10 protein-coding genes, 2 pseudogenes and 1 riboswitch are annotated in these 13,553 nt (G+C 66.8%); of the genes and pseudogenes, 5 read left to right on the top strand and 7 right to left on the bottom strand.

Annotation, left to right across the window (positions count from 1 at the left end; genetic code table 11):
- Positions 1-560: phosphomethylpyrimidine synthase ThiC (locus VN856_RS10145; protein ID WP_325688538.1), on the bottom strand; the 560-nt coding region annotated here is incomplete at its 3' end.
- Positions 551-662: riboswitch (TPP riboswitch) on the bottom strand. Its footprint overlaps the gene before it by 10 nt.
- 126 nt (positions 663-788) lie before the next feature.
- Here VN856_RS10145 and VN856_RS10140 point away from each other — a divergent pair.
- From VN856_RS10140 to VN856_RS10125, 4 genes are all read left to right on the top strand, one after another.
- Entirely contained in the window at positions 789-1,493 is a 705-nt protein-coding gene (locus tag VN856_RS10140) for a PAS and ANTAR domain-containing protein (RefSeq protein WP_414686918.1), read from the top strand.
- Between the two features lie 100 nt (positions 1,494-1,593).
- Positions 1,594-1,992: an STAS domain-containing protein gene (locus VN856_RS10135; protein ID WP_325688536.1), complete on the top strand. Its 399-nt coding sequence runs from the start codon at positions 1,594-1,596 to the stop codon at positions 1,990-1,992.
- Positions 1,989-5,894 carry a SpoIIE family protein phosphatase gene (locus VN856_RS10130; RefSeq protein WP_325688534.1) on the top strand — a complete coding sequence of 1,302 codons (3,906 nt, stop codon included), beginning with the start codon at positions 1,989-1,991 and terminating at the stop codon, positions 5,892-5,894. The genes VN856_RS10135 and VN856_RS10130 overlap by 4 nt, the downstream gene beginning before the upstream one ends.
- Complete coding sequence (locus tag VN856_RS10125) at positions 5,891-6,232, top strand: STAS domain-containing protein (protein WP_325688532.1); 342 nt, start codon at positions 5,891-5,893, stop codon at positions 6,230-6,232. Before VN856_RS10130 ends, VN856_RS10125 begins: the two co-directional genes overlap by 4 nt.
- A gap of 2 nt (positions 6,233-6,234) precedes the next feature.
- On the opposite strand, the gene VN856_RS10120 is transcribed toward VN856_RS10125, so the two are convergent.
- Positions 6,235-6,513, bottom strand: coding sequence for a hypothetical protein (locus VN856_RS10120; RefSeq protein ID WP_325688545.1), 279 nt, complete (start codon positions 6,511-6,513; stop codon positions 6,235-6,237).
- Between VN856_RS10120 and VN856_RS10115 the strand changes: the two are divergent.
- A pseudogene (locus VN856_RS10115) lies at positions 6,460-6,651 on the top strand (hypothetical protein); the annotation flags it as partial. The gene VN856_RS10120 and the pseudogene VN856_RS10115 overlap by 54 nt on opposite strands.
- On the opposite strand, the gene VN856_RS10110 reads toward VN856_RS10115, so the two are convergent.
- The 5 genes and pseudogenes from VN856_RS10110 to VN856_RS10090 form a co-directional block, all read right to left on the bottom strand.
- Positions 6,575-11,107 (bottom strand): cation-translocating P-type ATPase, encoded by a 4,533-nt coding sequence (locus VN856_RS10110; RefSeq protein ID WP_325688530.1) that lies wholly within the window; start codon positions 11,105-11,107, stop codon positions 6,575-6,577. The pseudogene VN856_RS10115 and the gene VN856_RS10110 sit on opposite strands and share 77 nt — an antisense overlap.
- 27 nt (positions 11,108-11,134) lie before the next feature.
- Entirely contained in the window at positions 11,135-11,569 is a 435-nt protein-coding gene (locus VN856_RS10105) for a hypothetical protein (protein ID WP_325688528.1), read from the bottom strand.
- Positions 11,570-11,765: 196 nt separating this feature from the next.
- On the bottom strand, positions 11,766-12,572 hold the full coding sequence (locus VN856_RS10100; RefSeq protein ID WP_325688543.1) for an exodeoxyribonuclease III: 807 nt from the start codon (positions 12,570-12,572) through the stop codon (positions 11,766-11,768).
- Between the two features lie 25 nt (positions 12,573-12,597).
- A complete protein-coding gene (locus VN856_RS10095; protein WP_325688540.1) occupies positions 12,598-13,479 on the bottom strand; it encodes an N-acetylglutamate synthase, CG3035 family in 882 nt (293 codons plus the stop codon).
- A pseudogene (locus VN856_RS10090) lies at positions 13,479-13,553 on the bottom strand (peptide deformylase); the annotation flags it as partial. The gene VN856_RS10095 and the pseudogene VN856_RS10090, both read right to left, overlap by 1 nt.

The raw sequence follows: 13,553 nt of genomic DNA, 5'->3' as shown, positions 1-13,553 counted from the left end.
GTGGCGTGAATGTCCTTGCCGGTGGACAAATCCATGATGGTGTCCGCGCCCCAGCGGGTGGCCCACACCATCTTGTCGACTTCTTCGGCGATCGACGACGTCACCGCCGAGTTGCCGATGTTCGCGTTGACCTTCACCGCGAACGCCTTGCCGATGATCATCGGCTCGCTCTCGGGGTGGTTGTGATTGGCCGGGATCACCGCACGGCCGCGGGCGACCTCGTCGCGGACCAGGTCGGCCGGCATCTGCTCGCGCGTGGCGATGTAGGCCATTTCGGCGGTGATCTCGCCGGCACGGGCTCGCTGCAGCTGCGTGCCGCGGTCGCGCACCACACCCGGGCGCGGTGGCAGGCCGGCCGTCACGTCGATCACCGCGTCGGGATCGGTGTAGGGGCCGGAGGTGTCGTAAAGGTCGAGATGTTCGCCGTTGGACAGATTGACCCGGCGGAACGGGACCTTGGCGACGGGCCCGTCGGGGTGCACCTCAAGGTCCCGGTAGACCTTCTGGCTGCCGGCGATCGGGCCGGTGGTCACGGTTGGTTCGACTGCTAAATCGGTCATTTCTCATCTCCCTACGTCGGCATTACCCGATCAGGTTCGTACGGTCGACGGCCCCGAGCCGTCCTCTCAGCGCACCGGGTGTGCGCTCCCGCGTATCTATTGCGCTTCCACGCTAGCGCAGCCGGGCCGCGGCGCGCAGGCGTGCAGAAATTCACGGTCCGATCGAGGGCTTGCCGACCCAATCAGGTCATGCCTAATCAGTAGGCAAGCCGTGTTCATGGTGGAAAGATGTGTGGCGTGCGGGAGGTGGCCGGAACAAGTATCGGAATCGATGCCTGGCCAGCCCGGTGGCCGGCGGTCGACGATGAGAAGCCGGGCGTCGGGGCTTTCCGATTCTGGTTCGTCGGCCAGCGCTGGGAGTGGTCGGACCAGCTGGCCCGGATGCACGGCTACGAACCCGGGACCGTCGAGCCCACGACGGAGTTGCTGCTCTCGCACAAGCATCCCGACGACCGCGGTCATGTCCAGGACCTGCTCGACCGGGCACTGTTGTCCCAGGGCTCGTTCTCCAGCCGTCACCGCTTCGTCGACACCGCCGGTACCGTGCACGAGGCGATCGTGGTGGCCGACCGGATGTCCGACGAGACTGGCGCAGTGGTGGGTACCGTCGGTTACTACCTCGACCTCACCGCGACCTTCGTCGAGACCCGCCAGGTGGCCCTCGACGAGGCCTTGCCCGATCTATTCGAGGCGCGCGCCCTGATCGAGCAGGCCAAAGGTCTGCTGATGGCGATCTACCGGGTCAGCCCCGAACAGGCCTTCGGCGTGCTGCGGTGGCGATCGCAGGAGACCAACACCAAGCTGCGCTCGTTGGCCAAGCAACTCATCACCGAAAACGCCACGTTGCCTCCGCCGTCAGCGGAGACCCAAGCCATCTTCGATCATCTGTTGTTAACAGTGCATCAGCGTATTCCGGGTGAATCCACCACGTAAGCGCGCTGCCAGATAGGCTCGACGAGACGGTGGACGGCAGGCCGGGCTACGTTGCCGTCCAGCGGGTCTGGACCAATACCCGTGGTCCCAGGCTGACGGATTGAATGCATCGAAGCGGGTGAGCGCGATGGATTTGCTGGTGGTCGACTCCGAGGTTCGACCAGAAGCCGTGCTGGTGCATGCCATCGGCGAGATCGATTCCAGCACCGCCGAGCAGCTGCGGTCGCAGTTGCAGTCGGCACTGCAGCAGGCCGAAAGCCAAGAATCTCGGTTGCTGATCCTCGACTTGCAAGGCGTGACGTATTTCGGCAGTGCCGGTCTGAACGCTGTGCTGGATTGTCACAAGCAAGGTGCGCGGGCCGGGACGTCCGTTCGGTTGGTCGCGGATAACGGCCTGGTTGTTCGCCCAATCGAGGTCACGAATCTGGATAGCCTGCTGGACCTCTATCCCACCCTGCCCGATGCACTGGAAGGCCGTAATTCCGAGCAGGGGTCGTGAGCGGAGAGCAACGCCCCGGCTGGCCACGCGATCCCAAGGTTCTGCCACCTGACCTCGCCGCGGCGGTGGCGCTCGGCGGGCGAATGGGCCGGCTGTTCGCTGAATTCGATTGGACCGCTCATCCTCTCGGCTCGCCCCAGTCGTGGCAGCCGGAAGTGCGGTCCGCGGTCGCGGTGGTGTTGACGTCGCGTTTTCCGATCGTGTTGTGGCTGGGCGCTGAGGATCTGTTCCTGATATACAACGACGCCTACATCGCGATCCTCGGTGACCGGCACCCGGAAGCGTTGGGTCAACGCGGCCAGTACGCCTGGTGGGATATCTGGGAGCCGATCAGCCCGATGCTCGCCAGCGTCATCGCGACCGGCGAAGCAACCTGGTCGCACGACCTGATGTTGCCGATGGTGACTGCAGGCCGCCGCCGGGAGCGATATTTCACCTTCACCTACAGTCCGCTGATCGGCGACGACGGCAAGACCTACGGGATCTTCTGTCCATCTTTCGAAACCACCGAACGCGTGCTGAGCGAGCGCCGGCTGTATCTGCTGAACGCAGTGGCCTCGGCTGTGATGGACACCAACACGATTGACGATGCGGCCAATGCAACGGTCAAGGTGTGCACCGAGCAACCTGCCGATGTGCCGTTCGTCGCCGCCTACATCGGTGATCCGGTGACCGGTGACGTGACTCTTCGTGGAGCGACGCGTTCGGTGCTGCCGTTGTTGCCGAGAACGTTGGCGAAGCTGACCAAATCCGAGCGGGTACCGCGGACGAGGTCGGAGACGCAGGTCATCGAGGACGTGGCAGCAAGGATCGACGGCATCCACGATGTATTGGCCGACGATTGTCCCGACCTGGCGCTGCTTCTACCGTTGGGCGAGGGCGAAGCCGCCGGGGCTCTGCTGGTCGGAACCAATCCGCTCTGCCCGTTGGACGAGCAGTACATCGGGTTCTGCCAGTTGCTTGCCGACCAGTTGTCTTCGGCGATGGCGTCGGCGGTGTCCTACGAGCAGCAGCGGCAGCGGGCGGATGCGCTCGCCGAACTCGACCACGCGAAGACGGCGTTCCTGACGAATGTGAGCCACGAGTTCCGGACCCCCCTCACGCTGCTGTTGGGGCCTCTCGACGATGCGTTGTCGGACAGCGGCCCGGACGGCGCTCTCACGAATCGGCTGACCACAGCGCGCCGTAACGCGGGACGCCTGCAACGACTGGTTGATTCGCTACTGGATTTCTCCCGGATCGAAGCCGGGCGCGCCACCGCCGCCTTGCTGTGCACCGATGTCGGCGCGTTGACGTCGGAGATCGCGTCGTCGTTCACCGAACTGTGTCAGCGGGCCGGGCTCGAGTTGGTGCTGGACTGCGGTCCGGCGGTGGCCGACGTAGATCCGGGCATGTGGGAGACCATCATGCTCAATTTGCTGTCCAACGCGGTGAAGTACACGCTGACCGGCTCGATCACGGTCACTGTGCACAGCGACTCGTCGTACTGCCGCATCATGATCCGCGACACCGGCGTGGGCATCGCCGAGGCGGACCTGAAGCGACTGGGTGAGCGTTTCTTTCGCGCCGAGAGTGCGCACGGGCGCAGCGTCGAAGGCACCGGTATCGGGCTGTCATTGGTGCGCGGGCTCGTCGAGCTCCAACACGGAAGTGTGGAATTCGCCAGCCAACTCGAGCGCGGCACCACAGTCACGATCCGGTTGCCGCGGTCGGTGGGCGGCAGGCCGGTCGACCATTCACCCGCTGCGCTGCTGGACAACCCGTACGTCGTCGAGGCGGACCAGTGGGTGACGCCGTTGGCGACGTCGGCGCAGGACGCCGTCCCCGTATCCGACGGGCGCGAGCTGGTACTGATCGCCGACGACAACGCTGATATGCGAACGCATTTGGATCGAGTACTGTCGGCGCGTTGGCGAACGGTGCTCGTTGTCGACGGGCTAGAGGGCATCGAAGCCGCTCGTAGACTTCGCCCGAGCATCGTTGTGACCGACGTGATGATGCCGCGGCTCAACGGCTTTGAATTCGTCGCTGCCATCCGCGCCGACCCGGTGCTGGCGGCCACACCGGTGGTGATGCTGTCCGCGCGTGCGGGCGCCGAAGCCATCAGCGAGGGTTTCTCCGGCGGGGCCGACGACTACCTGCCAAAACCATTCAGTTCACAGGATTTAATCGATCGTGTCGCGGCGCGGCTGTCGGCTGCCGCGCGCGAACGCGCCAGTCGGCGATCCAGCGACGCTCGGGCGCAGCAGGCCTTGAATTTCGCGCAGCTCGACGCGGCTCTGCAAGCCGCCGAATCCAGTGCCGCGATCGTCGACGCTTTGCAGGGTGCTGCGTACCCCTCCGGTGATCCGCCGATCATCTGTTTGGGGTTGCTCGACGCCGAATCCAAAACCCTGCGATTCCAATACAGCGCCGCGGTGCCGGCCGAGATACGCGACCGCTACCACGTCGCGTCGATGGACACCCCGATCGTGCCCGTCGACGTCATCAGAACCGGGCAACCGATGATCATCACGGACACCCTCAGTCTCGGCTCGCGCTACGTGCATGTGGTGAACGAAACGCACGACTCGGTGCGGTCGTGCATCAGCCAGCCACTGCGCGGTCTGGACGGAAAGGTCATCGGCTCGCTCGGCATGCTGTGGTCGACACCGCGAGAATTCGATCCCACTGAACTCGATTGGGCCGCACAGATTGCCAAGATCACCCAGTCGACGGCCGACCGGATCCGCAACGCTCAGCGGGAGCATCGGATCGCTGTGGATTTCCAGGATCATCTGCTCGATCTCGACCACGGGTCGACCGCGGCGGTTGTCGCGGCGGTCTACCAACCCGGCGGTGAGTCGATGCGCGTCGGTGGTGACTGGTATCTCGTGGTTCCGCTGGATCAAGGCCGGGTTGCGATCTCCGTCGGCGACGTCGTCGGGCATGGCCTGCCCGCCGCGATCGCGATGAGCAGGTTGCGCGCGGCGGTGGCGGCCAGCGCGCTCACCGACGCCGACCCGGGGGCGGTGCTGACCTCGTTGGACCGATACGCGGCGACGGTGCCGGGTGCGCGCTGCGCGACGGTCAGTTACGTGGTGATCGATGTGCAAACCGAAGACGGCACTGCCCGCGTCAGCTATTCCTGTGCGGGACATCCCTATCCGCTGCTGGTGACACCGGACCAACCGCCGGTGTTTTTGTCCGCCGGCCGGCGCCCACCGGTGGCAGCCTGGGAAGCCCCGCTCAAACAGAACACCGCCGTCCACGAATTGGCGCCGGGCAGCCTGATCCTGCTGTACACCGACGGACTGATCGAGCGGCCAGGAGAGACGCTCGATGAGGGATTCGCCCGGCTGCAGGGTGCGGCCGCATACCGCGCCGATCTCCCCGTCGGAGATCTGTGCGACGAACTACTCGAACGGATGGCACCGCCCGGCGGTTACACCGACGACGTCGTGGTGTTGGCGCTGCGCCCGTGCCACAGCTCGGCCCGCAGTTTCGCCACCGCGGTTCCCGCCTCGCTGGAATACATCGCCGAGGCGCGACATCGGTTGCGCGACTGGATTTCCGGCGTCGACGTGGAGCCACAGCGCGAAGCCGACATCTTGTTGGCCATCGGGGAGGCGGTGACCAACGCGATTGAGCACGGCAGCGGCAGCGACGCCACCAAGACGGTCTCCATCGAAGCCTTTGTCCGCGGCAACACGGTCACCGCGACGATCAGCGATGCCGGTCAATGGTCGGGTGATTCGTCGGCCAGCCAACGCAGCCTGCAGCGCGGCCGTGGGCTGACGATGATCAATGGCCTCGCTGACGACGTGAAGACGTCGCGAACTCCGGGTGGCACGCGAATCACGCTGAGCTTTGAGCGCGCGGTTCTTCCCGAGTCCGGTCTGGTGGAGGGTGTGAAATCGTGAGCGGCGCGGAATTTCAGCTGCAGGTCGCAGAAAACGGCGACGGGTCAACACCCGCCGAGGTGACGGTGACCGGCGAGGTCGACGCCTCGAACGTCCGCGCATTCGCCCGATCGCTGGAGGAACTGCCGGGCGCCCGGCCGGTCATCCTTCAGCTGAGCAACATCAGATATCTGGACAGTGCCGGGTTCTCGGCGCTGGATCGCCTACTCGCGGACAACGCGATCCTCATTGTTTTGGCGCCGAACAGCTTCATGTACCGGGTGGCCGAGCTGATGTGCATGCCGATCCACCATGACGTCGAGGCCGCACGTCAAGTGCTGCAGGACGACGCGGGCTGACGCTACTCCGCGTCCTCGATGGCTTCGCCGAGCTCCTCGAGCAGCTTGTTGTGGTGGTTGCTGGCCAGCAGGTGGCCCGCCGCGATGACCAGGGCGACCGGCCAATCGATGAGCTCGAATGCAGCTAGAGCCGCTATACCGCCGTAGTAGGCCAGCGCTTCGGGCCGTGGAATCTCGACCTGCCCGATAACCGGCAGGTTTATGGCGAACGTCTCGCCTTCCCGGATATGGGCGACGGCCTCTGCCTGGGAGGTTTCACGCCGCGCGCTCTTTTCGGCCATCATTTGCCTTTCAGTAACTTAAGCGTTGCCATTGTGACTGGTGATGCGGTCACCCTCGGGGTTATGTCGACGACTGATTCTCTCGCCGACCCACTAGGCGGAGCTGTGGCGGGCCTTCTGACCGTTCCTTTGATCCAGTTGTACGCCGTTCTGTGGCGCCTGGGCGCTGTGGAGGTCGTGGCGACTCGGTTGGAGTCGGATCAGCGGCCTCGAGCTCCAAGGGGGGCTTATCTGCGAACACGCGGGTCGCGACGGCCATCGCGGCGGTCGCAGCCCCGGCTGAGCCCAGCGCCTGCCCCCAGGCGATCGGGCCCAGCGGGGTACAGCCAAGCAGTTGGCTGACGCCGGGGATGCTGATCAGCGTTCCCATCACGGCCAGCGAACCACCCGCGGTCAACACCACCAGCGGAGTGCGCGACTCGAGCAGCGTCTGACCCAGCTGCGCCGACACCAGGGCGACCAGTGCCACCGTCGACGCCCGTTGCGGCCGTCCGGTGACCCCGGCCATCGCCCACGCGGCCGTCGCCGCCGCCGCGGTGGTGGCGCCGCGGATCGCGACGGCGCGCCACAGCGCCTGCTCGTCGGGGCCGCGTCCTTCGGTCTGCACCGGTCCACTGGGCTTGCTGACCGCAAGGGCCGCAGCGGGCAGCGCGTCGGTGAAGATGTTCACCAGCAACAGTTGCCGGGTGTTGAGCGGCGAGTTGCCGGTGATCGCGGCGCCGATGATCGCGAACGCGACCTCGCCGGCGTTGCCGCCCAGTAGCACCGACACCGCCGCCTGAACCCGCCGCCACAGCTCGCGACCTTCCTCGATCGCGGTGAGCAGCGCCTCGATCCGCGCGTCGACCAGCACCACGTCAGCCGAAACACTCGACGAATCGCTGCCGCGGGCGACGACGCCGATGCCGACGGTCGCCGCCCGGATCGCTGCGGCGTCGTTGGCGCCGTCGCCGACCATGGCGCAGACCTTGCCGGCGCGTTCCAGCGTCTGGACGACCTGCACCTTGTTCTCCGGCGACATCCGGGCGAAGATCACTCGCTCGGTGACCACCCGCTCCTGCTCTTTGCGCGACAAGGCATCCCATTCAGCTCCGCTGATCACCTCGTCCGCCGTCACCGACATCCCCAGTTCCCGCGCGATCGCCGTGGCGGTGATGGGGTGGTCTCCGGTGATCAGCCGAATGCCGATCTCGCGCTCAGCGAGCGCCGCGAGCAGGGCGGGCGCTTCGGCCCGCGGCGTGTCGGAAAGTCCGAGGAAACCCGCGAATGTCAGCTCGCCTCCCGCCAGGTCGGCAATGGTGTCTTCGTCGTCGGCGACCAGCTGCGCCTGCTGGGGCGTCAGCCTTCGCCGCGCGACCGCGATCACCCGCAGCCCCTCGGCCGCCAGCTGACGCACGGTGTTGTCGATGTCCGGCCCGACGTCGTTGCACGCGGCGAGAACGACTTCGGGTGCGCCCTTGACGGTCAGCTCGTTTCCGAACACCGACGCCGAGAACGACCGGCCCGACCGGAACGGTAGATGCGCGTCGGCGTCGGCCGCTGGGTTCGAGCCGTTGACCGACTGCGCGGCCTCGATGATCGCGCGGTCGGTCGCGTGCACCTGCGGTCCGCCGTTGGCGTCGGGTGCGGCGAGCGCCGCGCAGCGCAACACGTCTTCGCGTGAATAGCTCGCCGCGGGATGCACTTGCGATACCCGCAGACGGTTTTCGGACAGCGTCCCGGTCTTGTCGAAGCACACCACGTCGATGCGGCCCAACGCTTCCACTGATCGCGGGACACGAACCAGCGCACCGTAATTCGTCAGCCGTCGCGCCGATGCCGCCTGCGCGAGGGTCGCCACCAGCGGCATCCCCTCCGGCACCGCGGCCACCGTGATCGCGATGCCGCTGGACACGGCTTGACGGATACCCTTGCTGCGCAACAGGCCAAGGCCACTGACCAGGAGACCGCCGGTCACGCTGACCGGGAAGGCCCGGTTGGTCAGTTGGCTGAGCTGATGTTCGAGTCCGATCTGGGGAAGCTCGCTGGATACCAGCTCGGCGGCGCGGCGCGCCTGGGTATCGGCGCCGACGGCGGTCACCAGCGCTATCGCGGTGCCCGCCACGATGGTGGTTCCGCCATAGAGCATGCAGCGGCGCTCGGCCAGATCGGCGCCCGGTGTGGACTCGACCTGCTTCTCCACCGGCAGCGACTCACCGGTGAGCGTGGATTCGTCGACCTCGAGGTCCTCTTCCTCGATCAGCCGCGCGTCGGCGGGCACCACTTCGTGGGTGCGCACTTCGATCACATCGCCGGGCCGTAGTTGCGCTGCCTTCACATCGGTGTAGACCGGCGACCCGTCCGGGTCGAACGTCACTTTCCGGGCCGGTGGAATCTGTTGAGCCAGTAGCTCGTTCAATCGACTCTCGGCGCGCAGTCGCTGGCTGGCCGCCAGCATGGAGTTTCCGGTGAGGACCGATCCGACCAGCACCGCGTCGACCGGCGAGCCCAGCACCGCGCTGGCCGCCGATCCGAGCGCCAGCACCGGGGTCAGCGGATCGGACAGTTCGGCGCGCACGGCCTTGGCGAATTGCCAGACCGCCTGCCGCGGGCGCCCGGTCAGCTCAGCACCGCGCTGGGCGGTTTCCATTGCCCGGGTGGCGATGCCGTGCCGCGGTTCCACGATCTGCTCGGCGTCCGGTGGCGGCAACATCTTGCGGACCTGCTCGATCGACATGGCGTGCCACTCGTGGATCGGAGCCGGCAGCGGGGCCGGTGCCCGCAGCACCCGGCGTGCCATCAGATAGCCCGACAGCAGACCGGCGGCCGCGCCTGTCGTCACCGGGCCCGGCCCGCGTCCACGCACGCCGGGGACCATCAGCAGCGCGCCCAATGCCGTTGCGCCGGTTGCGATCTCGATCCCGCGCCGGCTCGCCGATTTGGCCGCCGGAACGGCGTGCAGCAGCCGCCACACGCCGTCGAGGTCGTCCAGGATCAGATCGGCCGTCCAGGGCGGCGGATCCCCGTCGGAATTCGGCATCACGCCCACACCGACGTCGGCAGACGAAAGTGCTTGTGCAGCAGCCGAAGACACGGCCGCAACGGTGCGTCCCGACTGCTGCAGATCGGTCAGCGCCGCGGCGAGCGCAGTGTCGATGGACGCCCGCTGCAATGGTCTCAGCTCGTCGAAAGCGGGCTGTAGCTCGCCGAGATCGTCGACGCCGACGGAGACCAATTCCAGGCCGGCCCGACGCGCCTCGGCCAACACAGCCGAGGCCAGCGGGTCGTGCGTCGGGCCGATCAGCGCTTCGACGACGTCAGATCCCTTGCCGGACAGGCCGGGAACCGGATGCCAGCCCACGCGCAGGCCTTTCTTCTCCAGCAGCAACTGGGCGCGGTTCCACGCGGGTGACAGCTCGTCCTCGTCGGCCCCGCGGACGCGGACCACTCGCAACGTGTCGGTGCACAACACCCGCGGATCGACCACCAGCGCGTCGACGCGGTCCAGCCAACGCAGTTTTTCCGGATGCAGCGCCAGCACCGCGTGCTGGTCGGCCAGCCCTCGGCCGAGCGCTGCGGCGAAGGACTCTCGTGTGGTGCGGGTGGCCTTGGGGGTGGTGACCAACGTCGCGGTCGCGGCCATCTCGGGGTTGCGGGTGACGGCCCCGACGGCCGCGGTGCCGATCACCTGAACCCATGCGCTGCGCCGTGCGTGTTGCTCGACCGGTCCTTCCGGTGGGGGCACCGGGCGCGACGGCGGGTGTACCTCCGGGTGCTCGGCATGGCGGGCGAGCGCCGGTTCGTGACGACGCCAGGCTTGCGCCTCGGCCTGGTATTCGGCGGCTTTCAACGTCTCCATCGCCAGGTCGACGGCCAGCGACGCCGGCGACAGTTCGAGGACATGCGCCGTGACCATCGCGACCGACAACACCGCGTCCGTCGCTGAGTGTCCGATGCGATCCTCGAGCAGGCGGCGCACTCGTGGCTGGTAGTCGACGGCTACCACCATCGCCTCGACACCGCTGAACAGGCGCGGCCAGCGCAGCACCCGCCCCGCCACCGCGGCGCTCACGCCGACGGCGGTGGCGCCGACCCCTAATGCGTTGGTGGCCAGCAGTAGACCGTCGCCTGGCAGTGGCTTCGGACGGGTATCGCTACGCCGTGGGTTGACAGTACCGCTTGCACGCCAACGCTTTTCGGCCTCATCGACATCGCGGCACAAGTCGCGCAGCGAGATCTGGTCGTGGTTGAGCGTGACCACGATCCGCGACAGTGGACGGTTCACGCTGACCGATTTGACCGCGGAGCGCGCGCGGACGGTGTCGACCACCAAGCGCCCGAGTTCGGCGCCGTCCGGGCCGTCGAGGCCGCGGACCTCCACCCACGCCCGTCCCTTGCCGCGCCAGCTATGCCTGGTCAGCGTGGGTGCGGGCAGCCCTTCCGACAGTGCCTTGACGCCTTCGCGAACCGGGATCACGGCCATCGACATACCCGTCGAGGCCACCGAACCCAAAGATCCTGCGGCGCTTGCCGCGGTTTGCACGCTGGCGCCAACGAGCGCAGAGGTCGCCTGTAAGCCCAGCGTTACCGCGCGCAGCGGGAAAGATGCTCGCACCAATCCGAAGCTACTTACTCACAGGAATCAACGGCGGGTGCGTGACTGGGTTCCGCTGGACTGCCGCGCCGGAGTCCGCTTGGCCGGAGTCTTGCGCGGTCTGGCGGAACTGGTCGACTTGGCGGGAGCCGCCTTCACCGACGTGACCGACGCGATGTGCGGGCCGTCGTTGTGCGAGTTGTTCAGCCGGCGTAGCAACAGCGCACCGCCACCGACAGCCAACAACAGCGGCCACTCGACGATCCCGGCGACTCCGATTGCGCCCAATGTCAAAGCGGCCGCCGGCGTCGAGTGACTGCCCTTGTCGATGCCCTTCTGCACACCGGCTACTGCACCGGTCACGGCGCCGACGACGCCGTTGACCGCGGCACCGCCCACTGCGCCCGCGGCCGCGGTGGTAGCTGAGGCAGCGCGACTGACCGTTCGACTTACATTGTGTACGGCGCCGTCAACGACACCCATGATCACTCCCTGATAGTCGGTTCTTGAGGCCGTGAATCGAATACCCGCTGCAGGCCACATCGGCGGCGGTCGTATACGCGCACACCATCGCAGGGTTCATCGAACCGTCACGATATTGCGCTGCATCGGGCAATCCTATGACCTTGATTGGCAAATGAACAGAAGATGAATACCCACAACGCAGTTTTTACATGCCTCAATCTCGACGCAAATCCACCACGACCGGGGCGTGATCGCTGGGCGCCTTGCCTTTGCGCTCCTCACGAACGATCTGCGCGTCGGCAACCCGGCCGGCGAATGCGGGGGACCCAAGGATGAAGTCGATGCGCATCCCCTGTTTCTTCGGGAACCGCAGCTGGGTGTAGTCCCAATACGTGTAGACGCCCGCGCCGGGGGTGAAAGGCCTTACCACGTCAGAAAATTGGGCGTCGACGATGGCGTCGAACGCGGCGCGCTCCGGTTCGGAGACGTGAGTCGCGCCCTCGAAGAATTCGACGCTCCAGATGTCGTCGTCGGTGGGAGCGATATTCCAGTCGCCGACCAAGGCAATCTGCGCCGATGGGTCGTCGCGCAGCCAGCCGGACGCGGTATCACGCAGCGCGGCAAGCCAATTCAGCTTGTAGGTGTAGTGCGGATCGTCCAGGGCGCGGCCGTTGGGCACGTACAGACTCCACACCCGCACTCCGGCGCAGGTGGCGGCCAGCGCGCGAGCTTCGGCAGCGGCGGCGACATCCGGTTTGCTGCTCCAGGTGGGTTGGCCGTCGAAGCCCACTTCGATGTTGTCCAGGCCGACTCGCGATGCGATCGCCACGCCGTTCCACTGATTGAAACCACAGTGCGCCGTTTCGTAGCCAAGTTCCAGGAACGGCATCGCCGGGAACTGTTGGTCGGAGCACTTGGTCTCCTGCATGGCGAGCACGTCGACCTCGGCGCGCTTCAGCCAATCGAGCACGCGATCCAGCCGGGTGCGAATCGAGTTCACGTTCCAGGTGGCTATCCGCAGCATGCCGTCGGGCATGGCGACGACCCTACGTGGTTGGCGTGGTGTAGCGCGCGCGGTGGTGCAGGACGAAGCCCAGCGACCTGGCCAAGTCGCGGGTCGCGTGATCGTCGTCGTGAATCCGGAGGTAGCCACGGGTGGCGCCGCGCGATGCGCCCCAGGCCAAGAGTGCCTCGCACAGCACGCGGCCCGCGTCGGAGTTCGGATCTGCCATCCACACCGTCGACAGGCCCACCCAGCGGGTGCCGTCCGGTGCGTCGGTGACCGCCGCGCGCGCTACCGCCGCGTTCTCGTGTGTGCCGAAAACCAGCTCGCCGTCGACGACCGCCGTCAACACATCGACCGGAATTTCGCACCGGCAGAGCCGAAACCACGCATCGTCGGGACGGGCCGAAAGCCGGACCGACGGATCGGGCTCGTCGCTGTATAGGTCACGCACCAGCACCCGATTAGGGTGCTCGCCCGCGCCGGTCAGCCGCAGGAGTCGATCGGCGATCGCCAGCCGCGGGGTCAGGTCGCGGCTTCGGTACCAGTCGACGATCGCCGGGATCGCCGCTTGATCCGCGGAGTTCTTTGCTGGCACAGCGGAATTAGCGCCGTAGGTGACGCCGTGTCCGGCGCGCAGCAGCCAACCGTCCAGCCAGTGCTGCTCGACACCCGGCCACCCCAGCGCGGCGGCGTGCTCGAGCGCGCGGATTTCCGACGTGCGCACCGGGACATCGCTGAGCGTCCGCACGGCGACCACGTCCTGGGGTGTGAACTGAACGACTGCGCCCGTCTTGGTCCGGACCCGGACGAGCGGCGCGGTGTCGAGCAGATGACCGATGACATCGGTCAGCGGTGGGACCGAGCCGTCGGGCAGGCGGTAACGGACCGCCACCCTGGTTCCGAGCTCGGGCCACGAAACCATCAGTGACCGAACGGATCCGGCCCTTCGCCCGGCGTCCACGACAACCCGGGCACGCCCCAGCCGTGTGATTTGAC

It is taken from the genome of Mycobacterium sp., assembly GCF_035603715.1.
Taxonomy (GTDB): Bacteria; Actinomycetota; Actinomycetes; order Mycobacteriales; family Mycobacteriaceae; genus Mycobacterium.
The sequence above is the reverse complement of the archived record's forward strand: the minus strand, read 5'-3'. Positions and strand labels throughout refer to the sequence as shown.